Source organism: Serratia marcescens (assembly GCF_006715005.1).
GTDB classification, from domain to species: Bacteria; Pseudomonadota; Gammaproteobacteria; order Enterobacterales; family Enterobacteriaceae; genus Serratia; species Serratia montpellierensis.
In genome coordinates this window covers 278,861-301,667 of record NZ_VFMJ01000001.1, presented here as the reverse complement: position 1 = coordinate 301,667, position 22,807 = coordinate 278,861, and the positions used below count along the sequence as shown (strand labels likewise).

General features: G+C 60.4%; 16 protein-coding genes, 3 tRNA genes and 1 pseudogene. 10 read left to right on the top strand and 10 right to left on the bottom strand.

The features are described 5' to 3' along the window. Nucleotides 1–7: 7 nt before the first annotated feature. The gene (locus FHU12_RS01405) at nt 8–5,983 is read right to left on the bottom strand and encodes an alpha-2-macroglobulin family protein (protein WP_141966961.1); all 5,976 of its coding nucleotides are present in this window, start codon (nt 5,981–5,983) and stop codon (nt 8–10) included. Between the two features lie 146 nt (nt 5,984–6,129). Further along, nucleotides 6,130–6,456 (bottom strand): YqcC family protein, encoded by a 327-nt coding sequence (locus FHU12_RS01400; protein ID WP_025304043.1) that lies wholly within the window; start codon nt 6,454–6,456, stop codon nt 6,130–6,132. 178 nt (nt 6,457–6,634) lie between these two features. On the opposite strand from FHU12_RS01400, the pseudogene FHU12_RS01395 reads away from it, so the two are divergent. Further along, a pseudogene (locus FHU12_RS01395) lies at nt 6,635–7,873 on the top strand (MFS transporter). 609 nt (nt 7,874–8,482) lie between these two features. On the opposite strand, the gene syd reads toward FHU12_RS01395, so the two are convergent. Continuing rightward, nucleotides 8,483–9,031 (bottom strand): SecY-interacting protein, encoded by a 549-nt coding sequence (syd, locus tag FHU12_RS01390; RefSeq protein WP_141966959.1) that lies wholly within the window; start codon nt 9,029–9,031, stop codon nt 8,483–8,485. A 63-nt stretch (nt 9,032–9,094) separates the two neighbouring features. Here syd and queF point away from each other — a divergent pair, with 63 nt between their 5' ends. The 3 genes from queF to xni all read left to right on the top strand — a co-directional run bounded on the left by queF (nt 9,095) and on the right by xni (nt 12,310). Further along, a complete protein-coding gene (gene queF / locus FHU12_RS01385) occupies nt 9,095–9,940 on the top strand; it encodes an NADPH-dependent 7-cyano-7-deazaguanine reductase QueF (RefSeq protein WP_141966957.1) in 846 nt (281 codons plus the stop codon). 192 nt (nt 9,941–10,132) lie between these two features. Next, on the top strand, nt 10,133–11,497 hold the full coding sequence (ppnN, locus tag FHU12_RS01380) for a nucleotide 5'-monophosphate nucleosidase PpnN (protein WP_049206164.1): 1,365 nt from the start codon (nt 10,133–10,135) through the stop codon (nt 11,495–11,497). A gap of 54 nt (nt 11,498–11,551) precedes the next feature. After that, on the top strand, nt 11,552–12,310 hold the full coding sequence (gene xni, locus FHU12_RS01375; RefSeq protein WP_141966955.1) for a flap endonuclease Xni: 759 nt from the start codon (nt 11,552–11,554) through the stop codon (nt 12,308–12,310). A gap of 39 nt (nt 12,311–12,349) precedes the next feature. Here the strand turns inward: xni and rlmM are convergent, their stop codons facing one another. The 4 genes from rlmM to FHU12_RS01355 form a co-directional block, all read right to left on the bottom strand. Further along, the gene (gene rlmM, locus FHU12_RS01370) at nt 12,350–13,453 is read right to left on the bottom strand and encodes a 23S rRNA (cytidine(2498)-2'-O)-methyltransferase RlmM (RefSeq protein WP_141966953.1); all 1,104 of its coding nucleotides are present in this window, start codon (nt 13,451–13,453) and stop codon (nt 12,350–12,352) included. Next, nucleotides 13,446–13,841 (bottom strand): DUF423 domain-containing protein, encoded by a 396-nt coding sequence (locus FHU12_RS01365; protein WP_025160235.1) that lies wholly within the window; start codon nt 13,839–13,841, stop codon nt 13,446–13,448. Before FHU12_RS01365 ends, rlmM begins: the two co-directional genes overlap by 8 nt. A gap of 51 nt (nt 13,842–13,892) precedes the next feature. Continuing rightward, nucleotides 13,893–14,810 carry a transcriptional regulator GcvA gene (locus tag FHU12_RS01360; RefSeq protein WP_025304049.1) on the bottom strand — a complete coding sequence of 306 codons (918 nt, stop codon included), beginning with the start codon at nt 14,808–14,810 and terminating at the stop codon, nt 13,893–13,895. A gap of 385 nt (nt 14,811–15,195) precedes the next feature. Further along, nucleotides 15,196–15,420, bottom strand: coding sequence for a YgdI/YgdR family lipoprotein (locus FHU12_RS01355; RefSeq protein ID WP_025304050.1), 225 nt, complete (start codon nt 15,418–15,420; stop codon nt 15,196–15,198). Between the two features lie 196 nt (nt 15,421–15,616). Between FHU12_RS01355 and csdA the strand changes: the two genes are divergently transcribed. Together csdA and csdE are read left to right on the top strand one after the other, a co-directional pair. Continuing rightward, nucleotides 15,617–16,822: a cysteine desulfurase CsdA gene (gene csdA, locus FHU12_RS01350; protein WP_141966951.1), complete on the top strand. Its 1,206-nt coding sequence runs from the start codon at nt 15,617–15,619 to the stop codon at nt 16,820–16,822. A 19-nt stretch (nt 16,823–16,841) separates the two neighbouring features. Then, complete coding sequence (gene csdE / locus FHU12_RS01345) at nt 16,842–17,276, top strand: cysteine desulfurase sulfur acceptor subunit CsdE (protein WP_141966948.1); 435 nt, start codon at nt 16,842–16,844, stop codon at nt 17,274–17,276. Here csdE and tcdA read toward each other — a convergent pair. Both tcdA and mltA read right to left on the bottom strand, forming a co-directional pair. Next, nucleotides 17,267–18,073, bottom strand: a complete 807-nt coding sequence (gene tcdA / locus FHU12_RS01340) for a tRNA cyclic N6-threonylcarbamoyladenosine(37) synthase TcdA (protein WP_129993592.1) — start codon at nt 18,071–18,073, stop codon at nt 17,267–17,269. The two genes, csdE and tcdA, sit on opposite strands and share 10 nt — an antisense overlap. A gap of 84 nt (nt 18,074–18,157) precedes the next feature. Further along, nucleotides 18,158–19,294: a murein transglycosylase A gene (gene mltA / locus FHU12_RS01335; RefSeq protein ID WP_141966946.1), complete on the bottom strand. Its 1,137-nt coding sequence runs from the start codon at nt 19,292–19,294 to the stop codon at nt 18,158–18,160. 216 nt (nt 19,295–19,510) lie between these two features. Between mltA and FHU12_RS01330 the strand changes: the two genes are divergently transcribed. The 3 genes from FHU12_RS01330 (at nt 19,511) to FHU12_RS01320 (ending at nt 19,863) form a co-directional block, all read left to right on the top strand. Continuing rightward, a tRNA-Met gene (locus tag FHU12_RS01330) sits at nt 19,511–19,587 on the top strand. A 57-nt stretch (nt 19,588–19,644) separates the two neighbouring features. Beyond that, nucleotides 19,645–19,721, top strand: a tRNA-Met gene (locus FHU12_RS01325). Nucleotides 19,722–19,786: 65 nt separating this feature from the next. After that, a tRNA-Met gene (locus FHU12_RS01320) sits at nt 19,787–19,863 on the top strand. 90 nt (nt 19,864–19,953) lie between these two features. Here the strand turns inward: FHU12_RS01320 and amiC are convergent. Beyond that, entirely contained in the window at nt 19,954–21,207 is a 1,254-nt protein-coding gene (amiC, locus tag FHU12_RS01315) for an N-acetylmuramoyl-L-alanine amidase AmiC (protein ID WP_099817548.1), read from the bottom strand. 240 nt (nt 21,208–21,447) lie between these two features. On the opposite strand from amiC, the gene argA reads away from it, so the two are divergent. Then, a complete protein-coding gene (gene argA / locus FHU12_RS01310) occupies nt 21,448–22,773 on the top strand; it encodes an amino-acid N-acetyltransferase (protein ID WP_049296158.1) in 1,326 nt (441 codons plus the stop codon). Nucleotides 22,774–22,807 lie beyond the last annotated feature (34 nt).

Genomic DNA, 22,807 nt, shown 5'->3' with positions numbered 1-22,807 from the left:
ATACGGCCTAGTCGTTGCCCGCCGGCACCACTACCAGCTTGCCGCCGCCGGCCGACATGGCCTGCACTTCACGGTCGTACATGGCTTCGCCATAGGCCGGTGGAATAATAAAGCTGCCGGTATTGGTGGCCTTGATCTGATAGACGAACTCCTGCACCTCGGTGCCGGCGCTGCCGTAGATAATCACCCGATCCTCACGGATATCGCTGTAATCCGGCGCCCAGGTGGAGCCGGTGGCGGCCAGCGGCGACTGCCAGCCGCCGCGATCGTCGCTCTCCTCGCCGGCATCGGCCGGTTCCGGCGGCGTCTGCTGCACCACTTCGAACCCGCCCGGCAGCAGATCGACGATCGCCAGGTTGCTCTGCCCCTCTTTCGAGTTGGCGCGCACCTTCAGATGGACGTTGATCTTCTGCCCCAGCGTCACCTGCGTCACCGCTTTGCCTTGCTCGTCGGTGTAATCGCGGACAATCTCAATGCCGCGCGACAGCGCTTTTTGCGGCGCATTCAGGTCGTAACCGGCCTGCGTCACCACATACCAGGCCGGCGCATTACCGCCGTTGGTGAAGCGCACGGCGGTAGCATCGGCGTTGAACTGCCCCTGAACGAACAGCCCCTGCAGCTCACTGATGCGCTGTGGCTCACCGCCGGTTTTATCTACCTGCACGATGCCTAATGCGTCCGCATTGGCGGATTGCGCCGCCACCTGGGCCGAATAGCTTTCCAGCGCCAGAATGCTCATCGCGGAAGAGTAGGTGGTGTAACGCTCTTCCTTCAGCGCCTTGACCATGTTCTCCAGCACCTGCGGCGGAATCGACGCCACCTTCTCCGGGAAGTGACGGGTAATCAGATACAGACGCGTTGCATCTTGCACCAGCGGATCGAAATAGTTCTGCGTCCACCAGGCGCTGTCATACGCCTTGCTCAGTTGCTGCCAGCTCGGTTGCAGCAACGCGGCGGCTTCGTCGTCCATCTTCAACAGGCGATAGGAAGAGGCCAGATACAGCGCACTCAGGTCGGTTTTCCAGCCCTCGCCATAGAGTTTTTGCAGCGTATCCTGCACCGCCGCCAGCGAGTTGGTGGTCACTTCGCCCTGCAGCGTCAGCAGGTAAACCGCCCAGCTGCGCAGGCGCAGCAGATACAGATCGTCGAAACCGCTGGCCGCCAGCTCGCGCAACGCGCCGTTGGCCTCATCCAGCATGCCTTCCGGCAGGGCGTAGCCCGCCGCTTTGGCTTCAAGCAGATATTGCACCACATAAGGCGTGACGAAAGGATCGGCATCCGGCGATGAACGCCAGGCGCCGATCGCCCCGCTGTCGTTCTGGCGCGCGCGCAGCACGCCAAGCAGGTTGCGCAGCTGCTTGCTGACTTCCGCCTGGCTCAGGCTGCTTTTCATCTCTGGGTGGCGGCTCTGCAGCATCAGCGGAATGGAACGGCTGACAATCTGCTCGGAACAGTAATACGGATAATCCGCCAGGTATTGCGCAAGCCCATTGGTCAGCACCAGCGGCGAATTCGACACCGCCGCCCGGCGCTGCGCGAAAGCGTCGAACATCTGACGCAGGCCATCGACGTTCTGGCTGCTACCGCTCATGCGCCCCATCACCGATTGGGTGCGGTATGGCGCCGCCGGCCGCACCGAAGTGCTGACGGTGCGGCGGCTGGCCTGGTCGCCGTAACGGGCGTCGAACACCAGCGGCGCATCGCCCAGCACGGCTTTGGCGCGCAGACGGAAAGCGATCACGCCTTCGCGTTTTTCCGCCAGCGTCAGGCTTTGCGTCGCGTTGCCCACCACCTCCAACTGCGGCGGCGGCGTCAACAGAACGTTGATGGCCACCGGCTGACCGTTCAGCCCTTCGAGGTTGTTGCTGACGCCCACGCTGACGTCAAACTCGTCGCCCGGTGCCACCATCGCCGGCACGTTCGGCGTCATGATGAAGCTGTCGCGCACCGTGGCAGCGGTTTGCGCCTTGCCGATTTTCTCCGGCGTCACCGAAATCGCCATGACGCGGATCTTGCCGTTGAAGTAGTCCGGCACCGGGTAGACGAACTGCTTCTCGCCGCTGACCTCGGTAATGCCGGACCAATAGGCCACCGGCTTGTCACGCTTGCGTTTGAACGGGTTGAGGTTGAGATCCAGTCCTTCGCCCGCGTCGCCGCCCGGCGCCGCGGTCAGCGCCATCAGCTTGCTGAACTCCGGCAGGATCAGATCGAGGATCTGGGAGCTGCTCACGTTCAGTTCGCGCTTGCTGAAGAAGAACTCCAGCGGATCCTTCAGGCGGTAGCGCGCCACCTGCAGAATGCCCTCATCGACGGCGAACAGCGCCACCTGCTGCGGCGCGTCGGTCTTGACCGTCATCGTCAGGTTTTCACCCGGCTTGATGACCGCCGGCGCCGTCACCTCAAGACTGTTTTGCCGCGCCTTGGTGCTGATCTTGAACGGCATCACGCCATAGCTCAGCGGGCTCATGAAGATCTCGCTGGAGTTGATGTCGCGCACGAACTGCACGTTGATGTAGCCGTTACCCTCCATGCCGGCCGGCACGCGGATCTTCTGCACCGAGCTGGTGGTGTCGGTGTGGAACCACTGCCAGGCGTAAACCTTGTCCTTCTCGATGGTGATCAAGCCGCTGCCGGTATAAGGCGCGTTGATCGCCACCTCGATCTCCTCGCCCGGCTGGTATTCCGCCTGGTTCAGTTTCAGCTTCAGTTCGGCGTTGCGATCCAGCGAACGGCTCAGGTTGGCGTTGCCGGCCACGCTGTAGGCGACGCGGTTGAGCGTCTTACCCTGCGCATCTTCAATCACCAGCACGAAGTCGCCCGGCTTATCAGTCGCCAGCCGCACATCCGCGCCCTGCTCGCTCAGCGCCAGCGGCTGTTCCGACAGCTGCACTTCCTTCATCTTCGACTGGTATTTGTAAACGCCCGAATCCTGTTTGGTCAGCACCGAAATGTATTTCTGTTCGATCAGCACCTGCTTCAGATTCGGCATGGCGATCTGTTTCAGGGCCGGATCGATGGCGATCACATTCAGATGCCGCTCCGCGTCGCGATTGATGTAGCCCAGATCGCCGTCGGCCTTCACCCCAATCAGATAATCGTAAGGCGAAACCAGCGTACGGGCGGTAGCCGCCACCGAACGCCCGCCGCCGGCGACGAACGCCTCCGACAACAGCTGCAGCTGATAGGTCGCATCGGCGTAGGATTTCAGATCGAGCGGAATATCGGCCGTGCCATGCTCATCGGTGGTGCGATCTTCCAGCTCGGTTTCGAACCCGTCGCTGTTTTGCCGGTTTTCGTAGAACGCATAATCCGGGAAGCGATCGAAACTCGGATACATCGGCCGCAGCGTCAGCCTGGTGGTCACGCGGCGATCTTGCGCCGGGGTGCCAAACAGGTTCTGCACGTCGATGCTGGCCTTCAGCTCAGACGGTTTTACCCAGCCTTGCTGGCGGTCCGGCGTCAACGCCAGCTTCACTTTCAGCTGATCCGGTTCGAACTCCTTCACATTGACCGCGGTATGGCCGAGCAGCGTGGAGGTATCGTTGTTTTTGCCGATCAGATACAGATAGACGTTCCACTCGCCGGTCGGTGAGTTTTCATCGGTGGTATAGCTCAGCTCGTTGAAACCGCTGGCGCCCAGCGTCAGCGGTACGGTGGACATCAGCTTGTCGCGCGGATCGCGAATTTCGGCACGCACCGGCACGCCGGCCAGGCCAACGCCCCAGTCGGCGGCGCGGGTGATCAGGCCAATATTGAAAGTATCCCCAGGTCGATAAACGCCGCGATCGGAGAATAGATAACTGCTGAGGGTGCGCGGATCGGTCGGCGTTTGTTCACCGGCGACGTCGAAGCGCGAGAAGTCCAGCCCACGATCGTTATAGCTACCGGTCGGCAGGAAGGAGACATCCCCTTCCTTTTCCACCAGGAACATCACCGGCTGGCGCTCGTTGGTGTACACGTCGAGCGCCGGGAAACGCACGTGGCCGTCGGCCCCGGTGGTTTGGCTGAGCAGCGTCACGCCGTTTTTGGCCACTACCGACACGGTGGCGCCGCTGACCGGTGCGCCGCTTTGGATCGACTGCACAAAAACATCGCGCGTCTTATCCTGCGAGCTCTTGGCGACGATGCCCAGATCGGTCACCACCACAAAGCGCGAATCGCCGACGTCGGGCTGATCATCCCCGGTGTTCTCGTCCGGTTCCTGTTCTGGCTCGGCGCCCGCCTCTTCCGCCGCCGGTTTCCGGTTCGGCTGCCATTCAGACAGCGTCAGCAGGAACACTCCGCGATGGGAGCTGGCGTTGGTGGAGAGATAACGGGAAAGATCGATGCCCTGATAGTTCACTTCCCCCGGCCGCTCGTTGTTGAGCGCCGTCTGGTATTTGAAATGCTCGGTGAAATATTCGTCGTTGAGACGGTTGAATTCCGTGGACGAGTAGTCCCGACTTTTGAAGGAGACAATGTGCTGCAGCTGGCTCGGGATCACCCGTTTGATGTCCAGCCGCAGGCCCGCCACGTTGCGCGCCGCCACGCTGATCTGTTTGTCGCCGTTAACCGAGAGCAGCGAGCCCTGCGACATGAACTGCAGCGATTTCGGGAACTCCGGCACGTCGACCACCCGGTAAACCTTCTTCGGCATTTTGTAACCGCCGACGGAGACCAGCTGGTTGTCTATCTCGAGCAACACAAAGCGGTGCGCCGGGGCGTCGAAACGGAAGCTGAACTGCGGTTGATAGGCCTCTTCCGCCTCGTTAAGCGTCAACGGCAGTGGCGTCGCCTGTGCCAGCACGTTTTTACCGACGCTATCGACCGTCCATTGATAGAAGTCTTCGGCATCGTTGGCGGCCTCGGCATCGCTCGGATCGTGCTGCGGCAGCAGCCAGGCTTTGGTAGCCCGCGCCAGCTCTTTATCCTTCACCGCATCGCTGAAGCCGACCACCAGCGCACGCTGCCCTTTGCCGCCGTCGGTGTCCACGACCTGAGCGCTGGCGTCACTCAGCGCCAGGCTGTAGAGGGTTGGTACCTTGACCCAGTTGCTTTTCGCCTCTTCGACCGCGTTGCCGGCCGCCGTCGATTTAACCCCCTTACCGACGGTCAGATGCACCGCTCCGCCCTGATCCAGCGCCTGCAGCGGCTCGGAATGCACCCAAGCGTTCAGTTTTTTCTCGTCATAGACCAGAGAGAAATTAAGCTTCTTCTCGGACGCGGTGCTGCCTTCTTTCAATCCCAGCGAAATCTGTTTTTCAAAGCTGGCGACGTCGACCGGCGCGTTGAACTGCAGATTGAAAATCGCGCTGCGTTTCTGCGCATCCTGCGGATCGCGATAGTACTCGGCCTGCCCCAGGCGGTAGTCGAACGCAGGCACGGTGAAGGCATAGCGGGTTTTGGCCAGCTTGATCTGCGGCGCCAGCAACGTGGCGGGCTCGAGGGTCACCTCATATTTTGCGCCCATCGGCAACGGCTTTTTCGGCGTGAACACCAGCGTCGACTCATTGTTCCACGCCCATTGTCCTTCCGCCGTCGGTTTGAGGATGATACCGGCGCTCACGGTTTTACCCACCGCGGCGATCGGCGCGACCGACCCGCTGAAAGTCAGGCTCACCGTTTGCGGTGCCTGCCGGGCGGCGGCGTAATCTATCGGCTCGGGGTTGGTAAGCGATGCGCTGACCTCCTGAACCACCATTGGTGCAGGTTCGATGGGCTGTGGCCGGTTTTGCCACCAGTGCCAACCGTAAAACGCACCGCCCGCCGCGCCTGCCATCAGCAGCAGGCCCAGACCGATCGCTTTCGGGTGTTTATCCACGCCGCTTTCGAGCCGCAAAAAACCGCGCGGCAGCGCAGCCCACCAGGCCGGCGCACGCCAGCTGAGGTTGCCGACCAGCGGTCTCAGCAACCGCCCCAACAGCGACAACGCCCCACCCAGCAGGCGACAAACGCCCTTAACCAAGGTAAAAGGCAAACGCAGGATAAACCTTAATAAATCCATTATTGCAGCACCTCATCATCCTAATGCAGCCCCCGGTCAACCGCTGCGGTTAAACCGAGCCGAAAGACGCCGTCGGCTCTCCTGCCCGGCATCCGCGCGAGTACTCTACACTGCCGGGCGGCAAAAATCTGCGCGCCGCCGGCGGATTACGGCTCTTTATTCAACATCAAATCCAGCTGTTGCAGCAGCACCAGCAGCGGCAGGCTGCTCGGCTCACGATCTTTCAGCGCCTCTTCGAAATAAGGCGTGATGGCAAAGCGCGTCGGCAGCGGCGCTTGGGCGTCCAGCAGCGCATACATACGCGGCAGAAACACCCACTGCAGCCAGGCTTCGGCCGACATGCTGTCGATGCAGAACGGCTCGGTGCTGGAGAAAGCCTCATGCTCAGGCGGCGCGGCCTGCCACAGCGCCAGATCGCGCATGGATTGTTCAATCGCCTGCAAACTGCGGCGCACCTGGTTATGTATACTCATCTGCATTCCCGATCTCTTTTCATCATGGTATTCAGCGCGCTGGCTGAAAGGCGGCAAAGCATAGCATTTTTATAGCCCAAATTCGGCGCGCCTGAGACAGCCCGCCGTTTTTATCTGGTGGCGTTCGCCACCGCGCGGCACAATAGGCCCACCGAGTTCCCCACACAGATAAAGATTCATGTCCGTAATAACAGAGAAAAAAAACCACGCGACGCCCGGTAAAGCCATGCTGGCTTCGGTCACCGGGTATGCCATGGACGGGTTTGACCTGCTGATCCTCGGCTTTATGCTGCCGGCCATCAGCATCGAATTAGGATTAACCTCATCGGCCGCCGGTTCACTGGTCACCTGGACGCTGATCGGCGCGGTGCTGGGCGGCGTGATCTTCGGCCACCTCAGCGATCGCTTCGGCCGTATCCGGGTGCTGACCATCACCATTCTGATGTTTTCCCTGTTCACCGGCCTGTGTGCCGTGGCGCAAGGGTATTGGGATCTGCTGGCCTATCGCACCCTGGCGGGCATCGGGCTGGGCGGCGAATTCGGCATCGGCATGGCGCTGATCGCGGAAGCCTGGCCGGCGGAGAAGCGCAACCGCGCTTCGGCTTACGTCGGCATGGGCTGGCAATTGGGCGTGCTGGCTGCCGCCTTCCTGACGCCGTTGCTGCTGGAGCATATCGGCTGGCGCGGCATGTTTTTGGTCGGCCTACTGCCGGCGCTGGCGTCATTCCTGATCCGCCGTACCCTGGGTGAGCCGGAAGCATTCGTGCGGCAGAAATAGGCCGGGCAACCGCTCTCCTTCCTGCAGCGTTTACGCCTGCTGTTTAAGGATCGCGCCACCAGCAAGGCCAGCATCGGCATCTTCATTCTCTGTTCAGTGCAGAACTTCGGTTACTACGGGCTGATGATCTGGATGCCGACTTACCTGGCGAAAAACTTCGGCTTCTCACTCACCAAGTCCGGCCTGTGGACGGCGGTGACGGTGGTCGGCATGACGTTCGGCATCTGGCTGTTTGGCGTGCTGGCCGATCGCTTCGCCCGCTGGAAGATTTTCGTGCTTTATCAGATAGGCGCGGTAGTGATGGTGATCGGTTACGCCCAGTTGAGCGATCCGATGCTGATGCTGTTCGCCGGCGCCGTGATGGGCATGTTCGTCAACGGCATGATCGGCGGCTACGGCGCATTGATTTCCGATACCTACCCGGTACAGGCGCGCGCCACCGCGCAAAACATCCTGTTCAATCTGGGGCGCGGCGTCGGCGGCCTGGGGCCATTGGTAATCGGTGCGCTGGTGACGCAGGTGTCCTTTACCGCCGCGATCAGCCTGTTAGCGGCGATCTACCTGTTGGATATCTACGCCACGCTGTTCCTGCTGCCGAAAAAACAGGGCGCTGGCGATACGCTGGGCGCGATTGGTTAACGCTGAAGAGGGATTAAGGCGGGGCGCACGCGCAGCGGGATCAAACAAAAAGTTGGGGGCACTGCGTTAACAGTGCCCCCGGTTCGTTTTATAGCTATCCCGCTACACAGCATGCTCCCTGCTCAATCCTTGAAAACTTTTCCTGCGGCCATCCTGACCAAGTGGTCCTTGCATCATCCTGCAGCATCGTCCTGACGCGGTTCCTCAGCCTTCCTGACCCGCCGACAGTCCTGTGCCGGCTCTCAATCTCCGTCCTGGAGGTGTCCCTGGTTTCTATCCTGAAACATCCTGGGCATCTCCTGACGCCATCCTTCGCTCTTGCCTGAGCGCATCCCTTTCTTCTTCCTGAAGCTGCATCATCCTGATGCTTTCCTGCTCCGCCGGTTCCGTTCCGGTAACGATAAGATCGCTTAAATTCCCCGGAATCACAAGGGTTTGGGAGGTGTCTCACACTAAATTAAGCCTAAGAGTTATCCTAAAGAAATTCTAACCAATTGATCTGGATAACAATAATCTCATAGCCTGGAAAAAGGTGGGAAAAATTAAGAGCGATATCTCACAGCCCGTGTGAGAGATCTCTCACACGGGCGACGGCGAATCCGTCGCGATTCAGTCCAACACCGGACGCAGCGCATCGAGGAAATTCCCCAGCGTCGCCGCCAACAAGGTGCGCTTATCGCTGCCGAACTGCTCCAGCACCACGTTGCCGCTGACGTTGCACAGCGACACCATCGTCATCTCGGATTCGGTGGTCGCCAGGAAGAGGGTCGGCGACAATTTGAGGCGCTTTTGCGTCACCAGATGGCCGATCAGGTTCTCCTGCAGGCGGATAAAATCCTCTTCGCTCCAGACCTGCAGCAGGCTCAGGCGATGCTCGCCGAACTGCGCGCTCATGTCGCCGGCGTATTGCTGCGTGTAGAAGCGATGCGCATCCGGCTGCAAACGCAGCTCCAGCGCGGTCTCTACCTTTTCCAGCGTCGCCGCAGGTTCGAAAGGCTGCGGCAACCACAGCACTTCGTCCTCGCGGTTCTCCACGATGCAGGGCGACGGCACGCCGTACAGCGCCTGGCTGGCCGGCGCGTGGCCGCGCTCTTGCTGCCACAACTCGACATAGCGTTGAGTGAATTCACGCAGAGCGTGCGATACATCATGGTCCATATTCTTTCTCGCATACGTTAAACTGACGGCCATTGTACCTATCTCTGACTGAGGTGACAGCAGATGTCCTCATATCAAGACCACCAGGCCCTGTCGGGGCTGACGCTGGGCAAACCCACCGCCTACCGCGATCGCTACGACGCCACGCTGCTGCAGGCGGTGCCGCGCAGTATGAACCGCGAGCCTCTGGGCCTGTATCCCGACAACCTGCCCTTCCACGGCGCGGACATCTGGACGCTGTACGAGCTCTCCTGGCTGAACGCCAACGGCTTGCCGCAGGTGGCGGTCGGCGAGATCAGCCTCAACGCCGACAGCCTGAACCTGATCGAATCGAAAAGCTTCAAGCTGTATCTCAACAGTTTCAACCAAACCCCGTTCGCCGATTGGGAAACGGTGCGCAGCACCCTGCAGCGCGATCTGTCCGCCTGCGCCCAGGGCGAAGTGAGCGTCACCCTGTTCAGCGTCGAGCAGCTGGAAGGCACGCCGATCGCCCGCCTGGTTGGCGACTGCATCGACCAGCAGGATATCCGCATCGACAGTTATGAGTTCAACGCCGACTACCTGCTGAACGCCGCCGGTGAAGAGGTAGTGGAAGAGCAATTGGTCAGCCACCTGCTGAAGTCCAATTGCCTGATCACCCATCAACCGGACTGGGGCTCGGTGCAGATAAGCTACCGCGGCGGCAAGATCGATCGCGAAGCGCTGCTGCGCTATCTGGTTTCCTTCCGCCACCACAACGAATTCCACGAGCAGTGCGTCGAGCGCATCTTCAACGATCTGATGCGCTATTGCCGGCCGCAAAGCCTGACGGTCTATGCCCGCTATACCCGCCGCGGCGGACTGGATATCAACCCGTGGCGCAGCAACGTCGCGTTCGCTCCCGAGCACGGCCGCCTGGCACGCCAATAAGTGCGAAACATTGCTCAACAACTGAGCTAACGAGCGGTTTGTGTTGGTAAAAGCACAGGGACGGCGGTAAGGTTAAAACGAGGCTGCGGCCGGGCAGCGCGCCCGCTTCGCCGCAGCACGCCAACCATAACGAGATGCTGTTTTGCTGCGTATGGATTACTACCGCCCCGCACCGGGTGCAAAGGAGTTACCTTGATTACACACATCAGCCCGCTTGGCTCTATGGATTTATTGTCGCAGCTGGAAGTAGACATGCTGAAGCGCACCGCCAGCAGCGACCTGTACCGCCTGTTCCGCAACTGTTCGCTGGCCGTGTTGAACTCCGGCAGCCAAACCGACAACAGCAAACAGCTGCTGTCGCGCTATGAAACCTTCGACATCAACGTGCTGCGCCGCGAGCGCGGGGTGAAGCTGGAGCTGGTCAACCCGCCGGAAGAGGCGTTCGTCGACGGGCGCATCATCCGTTCGCTGCAGGCCAACCTGTTCGCCGTGTTGCGCGACATCCTGTTCGTGCACGGCCAAATCGCCAGCGCCGGCCGTTTCCAGCACCTGAACCTGGAAAACTCGGCCCACATCACCAACCTGGTGTTTTCGATCCTGCGCAATGCGCGCACGCTGCACCTGGATGAAGATCCCAACATGGTGGTGTGCTGGGGCGGCCACTCGATCAACGAGAACGAATACCTGTATGCGCGCAAGGTCGGCAGCCAGCTGGGCCTGCGCGAGTTGAACATCTGCACCGGCTGCGGGCCGGGTGCCATGGAAGCGCCGATGAAAGGCGCAGCGGTCGGTCACGCGCAACAGCGTTACCACAACAGCCGCTTCATCGGCATGACCGAGCCGTCGATCATCGCCGCCGAGCCGCCTAACCCGCTGGTGAACGAGCTGGTGATCATGCCGGATATCGAAAAACGTCTGGAAGCGTTCGTGCGCATCGCGCATGGCATCATCATCTTCCCTGGCGGCGTCGGCACCGCCGAAGAGCTGCTGTACCTGCTGGGTATCCTGATGAATCCGGAGAACAGCGAACAGGTGCTGCCGCTGATCCTGACCGGGCCGAAAGAGAGCGCCGACTACTTCCGCGTGCTGGACGAGTTCATCATGAACACGCTGGGCGACGCGGCGCGCCGTCACTACACCATCATCATCGACGATCCGGCGGAAGTGGCGCGGCAGATGAAGAAAGCCATGCCGCTGGTGAAGGAAAACCGCCGCAACACCGGCGATGCCTACAGCTTCAACTGGTCGATCCGCATCGCACCGGATCTGCAGCTGCCGTTCGAGCCGACCCACGAGAACATGGCGAACCTCAACCTCTATCCGAACCAGCCGCCGGAGCAATTGGCCGCCGCGCTGCGCCGCGCGTTCTCCGGCATCGTGGCCGGCAACGTGAAGGAAAACGGCATCCACGCCATCGAGCAGTTCGGCCCGTACAAGCTGCACGGCGAACCGCAAATGATGAAACAGATGGACAGCCTGTTGCAGGGCTTTGTCGCCCAGCACCGCATGAAACTGCCGGGCAGCGCCTATGTGCCCTGCTACGAAATCGTCGCCTGACCCTCAATCCCGGGCGGCGTAACAGCCGCCCTGTTTTTTCTGACCTTATTGCCCATGATGATACACCTACTGATTGTCGACGCCCTGAACCTCATCCGCCGCATTCACGCCGTGCAGGGCTCCCCTTGCGTCAACGCCTGCCGCCACGCGCTGCAGCAGCTGATCCAGCACAGCCGTCCGACCCACGCGGTAGCGGTATTCGACGAGGACGATCGCAGCGACAGCTGGCGCCACCAAATTCTGCCGGACTATAAGGCCGGGCGTTCGCCGATGCCGGAAAACCTGCAGCAGGAGATGCCGCAACTGCGCGAGGCCTTCGCCGAATTGGGCGTCGCCAGCTGGCATTCGCCCGGCAACGAGGCGGACGATCTGGCGGCCACGCTGGCGGCGAAGGTCGCCGGCGGCGGACACCAGGTGACCATCGTATCCACCGACAAAGGCTACTGCCAGCTGCTGGCGCCGAACGTGCAGATCCGCGATTACTTCCAGAAACGCTGGCTGGATATGCCTTTCGTGCAACAGGAATTCGGCGTGCAGCCACAGCAACTGCCGGACTATTGGGGGCTGGCGGGGATCGGCAGCAGCAAGATCCCCGGCGTGGCGGGCATCGGGCCGAAGACCGCCGTGCTGCTGTTGCAGCAGTCGGGCAGCCTGGACGGGCTCTATCAGCACCTGGAGCAGGTGCCGGAGAAATGGCGCGGCAAGCTGGAGCAGCACCGCGAGCTGGCCTACGTCAGCAAACACGTCGCCACGCTGCGCACCGATCTGTCGCTGGACGGCAACCTGCAGCAGTTGCGCCTGCCGGTACAATAAGGGCGCTGCAAGCAGCGCCCTTCATCAGGCTTAACGCGATTAATCGCGCTCGTCGCGCCGGCCCGGCACCGCCGACCACATGCGGCGCACGTGTACGGTGATCTCTTCGCGGTCGTGATACAGCTGCTTGGCGTGCACTTCGACGCTGATGCCGGCGGCACCCAGCGCTTCGCGGATGCTCATCAGGTTTTGCGACACTTCCTCATAGCGCTTTTTCATCGGCAGTTTGAGGTTAAAGATCGCTTCGCGGCACCAGCCTTTCACCAGCCACTGAATCATCAGGCTGGTCACCTTCGCCGGTTTCTCCACCATGTCGCACACCAGCCAGTAGATCTTGCTGCTGTTCGGCTCGAACTTGAAGCCGTCGGCGCGGTGGTGCGTCACCTGGCCGGTTTCCATCAGGCTCGGCGCCATCGGGCCGTTATCCACCGAATGCACCATCATGCTGCGTTTCACCAGCTGATAGGTCCAGCCGCCTGGGCAAGCGCCCAGATCGACCGCGTGCATGCCGCTGGCCAGGCGTTCGTCCCATTCGTCGGCGGGGATGAACACGTGGAACGCTTCTTCCAGCTTCAGCGTCGAACGGCTCGGCGCATCGGCCGGGAAGCGCAGACGCGGAATGCCCATGTAGAACGGCGAGTTGTTGTTGCTGTAGGAGTAACCGACATAGCAGCAGCCCGGCGCGATGAAGAACACGTGCACCACCGGGCGAGTCGGGTTCTCGCGCGCCATCAGCACCTTCTGCTCGCGCATCGCGGCGCGCAGCGGCACCGTCAGCTTGCGACAGAACTTCATCAGCTCTTTGCTTTCGTTGGTGTCCGGCACTTCCACCCGCAGCTCGCCGCCGCGATCAACCACGCCGATCAGCATGCCGACAATCGGCGATACCCGATCTTCCGGCGGCAGATCGCGCAGCAGCTCACCCACCACGATCATCTGGCGGGCGAAAATCAGTTCGCGGAACGGAATCTCCCGCGCCAGGCGATCGGCATCGTCCGGCTGATAGCATTCAAACAGCACGTAACCGCTGTGCTCTTTTACCCGTGCAAAGCCGTAAACCTCCAACTGGGCGGCTTTGTCGGTGATCTCTGCCGCACACTCTTTTTCAAAGCCGGGGCGGCAGTACAACGCAATCTTATTCATGGCGCTCGGCCTTTTTCCTCAGACGCAAAGCGCCAATCAACATCAATATCCAGCCGATCAGGAAGCACACGCCGCCAACCGGCGTGATATATACCCAGACCTTCAGGTGCGACAGCGCCAGGCAATAGAGGCTGCCGCTGAACAACACGGTGCCGAGCGCCAACAGCGCTCCGCTCCAGTAAAACCACAGGCTCACGCGGCGCTGCATCGCAACCGCCAGCGCCAGGATCGCCAGGGTGTGGAACCCCTGATACTCCAGCCCGGTGCGGATCCAGGCCATTTCATTGGCGCCGAGCGTACCGCTTAACACATGCGCGCCGAATGCGCCCAACGCGACAAACACAAAGCCGCTGATAGCGGCGAAAACCAGCATGGAACGGCTGCTCATCGTGATCTATCCCATTAAAAATCACCGGCCGCGGCAAGGCGGCGGCCGGCCTTATTGTTCGTAGCGGAAGCGGAACTTCTCTTGTTCGCTGGCGGCACGCGCCAGGATCCACTGCCGGAAGGCGGCTATTTTACCCAGTTCTGCCTGGCTGTCATGACATACCAGATAAAAAGCGTTTTTACTGACCAACACATCGTTGAACGGGCACACCAGGCGACCGGCTTCAATCTCGGTTTGCGCCATCACGTTGTTCACCAGCGCCACGCCCTGACCGTGCACCGCCGCCTGCACCACCATGGCGCTGTGGCTGAAGATCGGCCCCTGCTGCACGTTGATGTGCTGCAACCCCAGCTGGCGCGTATAGGCCAGCCAGTCGCGGCGTGAAACGTCATGCAGCAACGTATGATAAGCCAGATCCTCTGCGGTTTTCAGCGGATGATCGCCGGTCAGCAGGCTCGGCGAACACACCGGCAGCAGATATTCCGCATACAGGCGCTCGGCGCGCAGCCCCGGCCAGTTGCCGCGGCCGTAGAAAATCGCCACGTCGACGTCGTCCGCCAGCTTGTCCTCCTCGCGGTCCACCGCCTGGATGCGCACGTCGATCCCCGGATAAGCTGAGTTAAAGCCGGACAGGCGCGGCACCAGCCACTGAATGGCGAAGCTCGGCGGCAGACTGACGGTCAATGCCCCCTTGGCGCTGCGCGCCTGCAGCTTGCGCGTCGCCTCGTTGATCGAAGAGAAGATCTCCTTGATATCAAGGTAGTAACTTTGGCCCTCTTCGGTCAGCAGCAGCGAGCGGTTGCGCCGGCGAAACAGCTTCAGCCCGAGGAAGTCCTCCAGCGACTTGATCTGGTGGCTCACCGCGGCCTGGGTCACGAACAGCTCTTCCGCCGCCTTGGTAAAACTCAGGTGGCGAGCGGCCGCATCGAACACACGCAGTGCATTGAGGGGAGGTAAGCGTTTAGACATTAAATTAGCTACTTTTGTGTAACATTAATCCGAATGATTCGGCGCCGAAAATCGGGCGGCTTTGTGTGGCAAGCCATCGGTAAACGCTAACGGCGTATTGCCATTAGTTTTTTTAATCCGAGCCATTATAATTTGTCCGTTGAGGATGCGCCAGCAAATACCTATAGTGGCGGCACTTCCCGGGCCGGAACGAAAAGGGAGTGGGTGTCGAGGACGCCGATGAACTTTTGGCTTGTGGTTGTGATGTTGTGTTTGCAAATTGTCCGGCGATTCCGGACATGGTAGCTAGGCTACTGTTTTTTCACTTCCTGTACATTTACCCTGTCTGTCCATAGTGATTTTATGCAGCACCGCAAAACTTGCGGTGCTTTTTTTTGCCTGACGATTACTGGTTGCTTTCAACCATCTCTTTCACATCGGCGCGGTTGATCTGCTGCTCGACGCCGTTGGCGTCTTTATAGCTGATCATGCCGGTATCGTTGTCCACTTTAGGCTTGCCGTCAGCGACAATGGTGCGTCCGTCATTGGTATGCATCACGTAGTTGCTGGAACAGGCGGCCAGGGTGAACGTAAGCATCAGGGCAGAGAGAACTGCAGCTGTTTTCTTCATTGAGGACTCCTTTGTAGTTTTAAATGCTGAAAAATACCTTTTATGTGTATAGATGCGATTAATTAGCGCACATTTAATAGCATAACAAACTTTCCCAATTTTGCCAGCCGATAAGTCCTAATCGGCGGGAGCGCTTGTCACCGGCGGCAAAATAGGACAGGATCACCCATCGACTCAAGCCAGTGACAATCAGGGTATGACGCCTTTTAACCCCAGCCTTTTTCGCCAACAGTTTCCCGCGCTCGCGCAGGACGGCATCTATCTGGACAGCGCCGCCACCGCGTTGAAACCGCAGGCGGTCATCGACGCCACGCTGCAATTTTATCGCGATGACGCCGCCACCGTGCACCGCAGCCAGCATCGGGCGGCGCAGGATCTGACTGCCCGCTTCGAGCAGGCACGCGGCCAGGTGGCGCAGCTGATCAACGCGCCATCGGCCGACGATATCATCTGGACGCGCGGCACCACCGAGGCGATCAACCTGGTGGCGCAGAGCTACCTGCGCCCGCGTCTGCAACCGGGCGATGAAATCCTGGTGAGCGAAGCGGAACACCACGCCAACCTGATCCCCTGGCTGATGGTGGCAGAGCAAACCGGCGCGCGGGTGGTGAAACTGCCCATCGGCGCCGATCGGTTGCCGGACTTGACGCAGCTGCCCGCCCTGCTCAACGACAAAACCCGCCTGCTAGCGCTGGGGCAAATGTCCAACGTCACCGGCGGCTGCCCGGATCTGGCGCCGGCGATCGCGCTGGCGCATGCCGCCGGCGCACGCGTGATGATCGACGGCGCGCAGGGCGTGGTTCACGGCCCGGCCGACGTACAGCGGCTCGACATCGATTTCTACGCCTTCTCCGGCCACAAGCTGTATGGCCCGACCGGCATCGGCGCGCTGTACGGTAAAACCGAGCTGCTGGCGCAAATGGCGCCGTGGCAAGGCGGCGGCAAGATGCTGACCCAGGCGTCGTTCGACGGCTTTACCCCGCAAAAACCGCCGCACTGCTTCGAAGCCGGCACGCCAAACATCGCCGGCGTGCTGGGGTTGGCCGCGGCGGTCACCTGGCTGAGCGAACAGGACATGGCGGCGGCGGAGCGCTACAGCCGCGAACTGGCTGATCAGGCGGAACAACGGTTGGCGCAGCTGCCGGGCTTTCGCAGCTTCCGCAGCTCCGGTTCCAGCCTGCTGGCATTCGACATCGCCGGCGTACACCACAGCGACATCGTCACGCTGCTGGCGGAGCAAGGCATTGCGCTGCGCGCCGGTCAGCACTGCGCGCAGCCGCTGATGGCTGCGTTAGGCGTCAGCGGCACGCTGCGCGCGTCGTTCGCCCCCTACAATACGCAACAGGACGTCGATACGCTGGTCAGCGCGTTGACTCACGCCCTCGATCTGCTGGCCGACTGACTTGACTCCCGGAGACGCTATGCTCGCCCCCCATCCTTTTGGCCGAGAGATCACCGCCGAAGCGTTGATTGCCACCTTCAGCGCACTGAAGCAGTGGGAAGACCGCTACCGCCAGCTGATTATGCTCGCGAAGCGGCTGCCGCCGCTGCCGGAGGCCTTGCGCAGTGACGAAATGGCGTTGAGCGGGTGTGAAAACCGCGTCTGGTTGGGGCACCAGTTGCTGGAAGACGGCACGCTGCACTTCTATGGCGACAGCGAAGGCCGCATCGTGCGCGGCCTGCTGGCGGTGCTGCTGACCGAAGTGGAAGGGAAAACGCCGCAGCAGATCGCCGCATTGGATCCGCTGGCGCTGTTCGATCGGTTAGCGCTGCGCGCGCAGCTGAGCGCCACCCGCGCCAGCGGCCTGGCGGCGTTGGCCGCCGCCGTAAAGGCGATCGCCGCCCGTTACGCCTGACGCGCCGCCTTCGCCACCATCTTTTTCAGCGCGTGCGAGACGGCGACGAAGCCGAAGGTCGCGGTGACCATGGTCGCCGCGCCGAATCCCGCGCTGCAATCCATCCTTTTCGGCCCTTCCGCCGTGCTGCGCGAAGCGCACACCGAACCGTCCGGTTGTGGGTAAACCAGCGGCTCGCTGGAGAAGACGCAGTCGATACCCAGCTTGCCCTTGCCGTTTTTCACCACGTTGAAATCGTGCTTCAGCCGTTCGCGCAGCTTGGCGGCCAGCGGATCCTGGATGGTTTTGGCCAGATCGGCCACTTCGATCTTGGTCGGATCAGTCTGCCCGCCGGCACCGCCGGTGGTCACCACCGGGATCTTGAAGCGGCGGCAGTATGACAGCAACGCCGCCTTCGGCCGCACGCTGTCGATCGCGTCGATGACGTAGCTGAAGTTATGGTCCAGCAGCTCGGCGACGTTGTCCGGGGTGATAAAATCGTCGATGCAGGTCACCCGGCATTCCGGGTTGATCGCCAGGATACGCTCCGCCATCACCTCGGTTTTCGATTGCCCGACGTGCTGGCGCAACGCGTGGATCTGGCGGTTGGTATTGGTGACGCAAACATCATCCATGTCGATCAGGGTGATGGCGCCGATACCGGTGCGCGCCAGCGCCTCAGCCGCCCAGGAACCCACGCCGCCGATGCCGATCACACAGACGTGTGCCTGCGCGAACACCGCCAGCGCCTGCTGGCCGTACAACCGCGCCGTGCCGCCGAAACGCTGCAGATAGGCTTCCGAATAAGCTGTGCTCATAACGCTTTAATTACCTTCGTAATGCAAATGATAAGGGCCGGAAAATCCGGCCCTTGCGGGTCAATCTTTTCACGCCGTATGCGTTTACCGAGTGGCCAGCAATGCACCGCCGCCGGTTGACTGATTGGCGCTGAACAACTGACCGCCGCCGTTGTTCTTCAACACCCAGACGCGGCCATAGTGGTTGTAGTACCCCGCCGAGTGGCCGGCTTCCGGCCCGATGCCCTGATACATGTCAAAATGCTGGCCCTTGATGGCGCCACCCACGTCGAGCGCGACCATCAGGCGCATCTCGTATTTTCCCGTGAATTTACCCTTGTTGTCCAGCAGCGGTACTTCGGCCAACAGCGTGGTACCCGCCGGGATCAGCGAACGATCGGAAGCTACCGAGGCTTTGGCAACCAACGGCACCGCGCTGGCGCCCTTCACCGGCGCAAAAGCTTCCGGACGGAAGAACACGAACGACGGATTCTGTTCCAGCAGCTCACGCACCTCTGCAGCGCTGTGGGTATCCGCCCACTGACGGATCGCCTGCATCGACATGTCCGCCTTGGCCACTTCGCCACGATCGATCAGCACCTTGCCGATGCTGCGATAGGCGTGACCGTTCTTGCCGCCATAGCCGAAGAACACCAGCGGCTGGCCGTTGCCGTAGTCGACATAGCCACTGCCCTGGACTTCCATCATGAAGTTGTCCATCAGCGAATTGGTGTAAGCGATGATATAGCGATCGTCGAGCGCACCGGAATAGATGCCCGCGCGATCCGGCAAGCGGCCTCTGCCCTTCGGCGGCATGCGGTACAGCGGATAGCGGAACTCGCCCTGTTGGGTATAGCGCGCCTGCACCACCGGCGTGTAGTAGCCGGTAAACTGCACGTTGCCATAATTGTCGACGCCTTCCATCTGGTAAGCGCTGAGGCCGTACTGGCTCAGCATGCGCGTGTCGGCGCCGGACGCCATCCAGCTTTGTACCGCCTGATAGGTGCTGTTGTTGCGGTTAAACAGCGAAGGCGACGCGTACTTGATCTCCATCAGCTGATCCGAGTAATCCCTGGCGTTGACCGGCGAACCTTTGGCATTGGGCTGATTGACCAGCTCCAGCGATTGATCCAGACGTCCGTCTTTATATTGCTGACCCCGATCGGTCGGCTTGGACGAACATCCCGCCAACACCGCCACCATCAACCCGCCCAGCAGGTATTTGCCCCAACGTCCTTTCATCGCGCACACTCTCAAACTGATATGATCTACCGGCTGAACGATAACAAACGCTCATTGATAAAGGAATCGCTGCAAATAAAAAAAGCCGCGCGGAGGATGGTGATGAAAAAGAAGGCAAATTGCGGGCAAATCCAGCAGAAAAACGGGTTTAGGCCAATAAAATGCAAAAAGGGTTTGCAACAAAACGCACGGAGAGTATAGTGCGCATCCATCGGACGCGGGGTGGAGCAGCCTGGTAGCTCGTCGGGCTCATAACCCGAAGGTCGTCGGTTCAAATCCGGCCCCCGCAACCAACCGATGCCGCATTGGCGGTATTTGCGTTTGGCTTCGATAACAAAGTATTATACGGACGCGGGGTGGAGCAGCCTGGTAGCTCGTCGGGCTCATAACCCGAAGGTCGTCGGTTCAAATCCGGCCCCCGCAACCAACCGAATGTCGTACCAGCGGCATAACATGAACGGTGGTTTGGTAGTAATACAGCATCAAGACGGACGCGGGGTGGAGCAGCCTGGTAGCTCGTCGGGCTCATAACCCGAAGGTCGTCGGTTCAAATCCGGCCTCCGCAACCAACTCTTGATGACAACAGATAAGCACCCTGACGGGTGTTTTTTTGTATCTGCAATCCGCAAAAATAGCCGGACTCGCGCCCGGCCCTGCTTTTATCGGCTCGCCAGCGCACCACCGTTGGCGAAATAAGCCTTGATCCCCGCCAGAATCGACTCCGCCACCTGCTGCTGGAAATGGCTGGTGCGCAGCTTGCGCTCCTCTTCAATGTTGCTGATAAACGCCGTTTCCACCAGGATCGACGGGATATCCGGCGCCTTCAACACCGCAAAACCGGCCTGATCGACGCGATTCTTGTGCAACCGGTTGATTTTCCCCATCCGATTCAACACTTCCTTGCCGAACTTCAGGCTGTCGTTGATGGTCGCGGTCTGAATCAGATCGAACATGGTATGGTCGAGATAGCGGTCGCCGCTCTTGCTGACGCCGCCGATTTGGTCCGACGCGTTCTGCGTCTGCGCCAGGAACTTGGCTGCCGAGCTGGTGGCGCCTTTAGTGGACAACGCGAACACCGATGAACCGCGCGCGGCACGGCTGGTAAAGGCGTCGGCGTGAATCGAAACGAACAGATCGGCGCGCTGCTTGCGGGCCTTGGCGACACGCACCTTGAGCGGGATAAACACATCTTCGTTGCGCGTCATGAACACCTTCATGTTCGGCTCGCGCTTGATCATAGCGCTCAGCTTGCGGGCAATCTGCAGCACGATGTCTTTCTCGCGCGTCTTGTACTTGCCGATCGCGCCGGGATCTTCGCCGCCGTGGCCAGGATCCAGCATGATGACGATCGGCCGATCGCGCCCCGCTTTGCCGGCCTGCGGCGCTTCCGGTGGCAGCGTGCGCTCCAGATCGCCCTTGTTGTAATCTTCCAGTAACGCCAGTAGCGGATCATACTCCTCACCGCCGCTGCCGCCCTTGGTCGGGTAGAGATCCATCACCAGACGGTTGCGATACTCCGGCACCGGCGCCAGCGTGAAAATATGCGGGCTGACGCTCTGCTTGAGCTCCAGCACCAGCCGCACGGTATTCTGATCGAACTGGCCGACGCGCGCCTGCTTGAGATACGGATCGTCGGCACGCACCTGCCCGGCAATGCCTTTCAGCACGCTGTTGAGGTGTACGCCTTCGATATCCACCACCACGCGATCGGGATTGGTCAGGGCAAACTGCTTGTATTTCAGTTCGACGTTGGATTCGAGCGTGACGCGGGTATAAGTCGAGGATGGCCAGACGCGCACGGCGATCACGTGCGATGACGCGGCGAAGCCCGTGCGACTCACACTCAGCAACCAGCTGGCGGCAACGCCCTGTAATAAACGACGGCGGCCCAGATTGTGATTAGAGTTTGGCATGCGGCTCCGGCAGTAATAGCTGTTTACAACAGATGAAAAAAACACCAATAGAATGGGGATGCCGAAAACTTTAACCAATCATTCCAGCCCTGTCATCAGAAAATCTTTTTATGGTTTTTCAATTTATTAACGATTTAGCACCCTTAGCGCACTCTTCATGACGATTTCCCACTTGCCATTGGCGCAATAAAAGAATAAAAATACAAAAATATCGTATAAATATGCAAAAGAGGTTTAGCCGTGAAGGAACGTAGTACAGAGCTGGTGCAAGGATTCCGTCACTCAGTCCCCTATATCAACGCCCACCGCGGCAAAACGTTTGTCATCATGCTCGGCGGGGAAGCCATCGAACACGAGAATTTCTCCAATATCGTCAACGATATCGGGCTGCTGCATAGTCTGGGCATTCGCCTGGTGGTGGTTTACGGCGCACGGCCGCAGATCGACGCCAATCTGGCGCAACATAACCATGAGCCGATCTACCACAAGCACATCCGCGTGACCGACGCCCATACGCTCGAACTGGTCAAGCAGGCCGCCGGTTTATTGCAGCTCGACATCACCGCCCGGCTGTCGATGAGCCTCAACAACACGCCGCTGCAAGGCGCGCACATTAACGTGGTCAGCGGCAACTTCATCATCGCACAGCCGCTGGGCATCGATGACGGCATCGACTACTGCCACAGCGGCCGTATTCGCCGTATAGATGAAGAAGCGATCCACCGCCAGCTCGACAGCAACGCCATCGTGCTGATCGGCCCGGTCGCAGTTTCGGTCACCGGCGAGAGCTTCAACCTGACTTCGGAAGAAGTGGCTACCCAGTTGGCGATCAAACTGAAAGCGGAAAAAATGATCGGTTTCTGCTCCTCACAAGGCGTGACCGACGCGGAAGGCAACATCCTTTCCGAGCTGTTCCCCAACGACGCGCAAAAGCGCCTTGAAGAGCTGGAGGAAGGCGGCGACTACCATTCCGGCACCGTGCGCTTCCTGCGCGGCGCGGTGAAAGGCTGCCGCAGCGGCGTGCGCCGCAGCCACCTGATCAGCTACCAGGAGGACGGTGCGCTGGTGCAGGAGCTGTTCTCGCGCGACGGCATCGGCACCCAAATCGTGATGGAAAGCGCCGAGCAGGTGCGCCGGGCGACGATCAACGACATCGGCGGCATCCTGGAGCTGATTCGGCCACTCGAGCAGCAGGGTATTCTGGTGCGCCGTTCGCGTGAACAGCTGGAGATGGAGATCGACAAGTTCACCATTATCGAACGCGACAACCTGACCATCGCCTGCGCGGCGCTGTACCCGTTCTTAGAGGAAAAAATCGGTGAGATGGCCTGTGTCGCGGTGCATCCCGATTACCGCAGCTCATCGCGCGGCGAGATGCTGCTGCAACGGGTGGAAAATCAGGCGCGGCAGATGGGGCTGAAGAAGCTGTTCGTGCTGACCACCCGCAGCATCCACTGGTTCCAGGAGCGTGGATTCACCCCGGCGGAAGTCGACGTGCTGCCGATGCAAAAACAGGCGCTGTACAACTACCAGCGCCGTTCCAAAATCCTGCTGGCCGATCTGTAATCCCCGCGGCGCGGCCGTTGCCGCGCCCCTTCAA

What these genes read in the sequence shown, in the direction of transcription:
- rlmM (WP_141966953.1), bottom strand. Translation starts at nt 13,453, where the DNA reads ATGAATAAGATTGCGTTGTACTGCCGCCCCGGCTTTGAAAAAGAGTGT.
- csdE (WP_141966948.1), top strand. Translation starts at nt 16,842, where the DNA reads ATGCTCGCCCCCCATCCTTTTGGCCGAGAGATCACCGCCGAAGCGTTG.
- mltA (WP_141966946.1), bottom strand. Translation starts at nt 19,294, where the DNA reads ATGAAAGGACGTTGGGGCAAATACCTGCTGGGCGGGTTGATGGTGGCG.
- FHU12_RS01405 (WP_141966961.1), bottom strand. Translation starts at nt 5,983, where the DNA reads ATGGATTTATTAAGGTTTATCCTGCGTTTGCCTTTTACCTTGGTTAAG.
- amiC (WP_099817548.1), bottom strand. Translation starts at nt 21,207, where the DNA reads ATGCCAAACTCTAATCACAATCTGGGCCGCCGTCGTTTATTACAGGGC.
- FHU12_RS01365 (WP_025160235.1), bottom strand. Translation starts at nt 13,841, where the DNA reads ATGAGCAGCCGTTCCATGCTGGTTTTCGCCGCTATCAGCGGCTTTGTG.
- FHU12_RS01355 (WP_025304050.1), bottom strand. Translation starts at nt 15,420, where the DNA reads ATGAAGAAAACAGCTGCAGTTCTCTCTGCCCTGATGCTTACGTTCACC.
- FHU12_RS01400 (WP_025304043.1), bottom strand. Translation starts at nt 6,456, where the DNA reads ATGAGTATACATAACCAGGTGCGCCGCAGTTTGCAGGCGATTGAACAA.
- FHU12_RS01360 (WP_025304049.1), bottom strand. Translation starts at nt 14,810, where the DNA reads ATGTCTAAACGCTTACCTCCCCTCAATGCACTGCGTGTGTTCGATGCG.
- xni (WP_141966955.1), top strand. Translation starts at nt 11,552, where the DNA reads ATGATGATACACCTACTGATTGTCGACGCCCTGAACCTCATCCGCCGC.
- tcdA (WP_129993592.1), bottom strand. Translation starts at nt 18,073, where the DNA reads ATGAGCACAGCTTATTCGGAAGCCTATCTGCAGCGTTTCGGCGGCACG.
- csdA (WP_141966951.1), top strand. Translation starts at nt 15,617, where the DNA reads ATGACGCCTTTTAACCCCAGCCTTTTTCGCCAACAGTTTCCCGCGCTC.
- syd (WP_141966959.1), bottom strand. Translation starts at nt 9,031, where the DNA reads ATGGACCATGATGTATCGCACGCTCTGCGTGAATTCACTCAACGCTAT.
- queF (WP_141966957.1), top strand. Translation starts at nt 9,095, where the DNA reads ATGTCCTCATATCAAGACCACCAGGCCCTGTCGGGGCTGACGCTGGGC.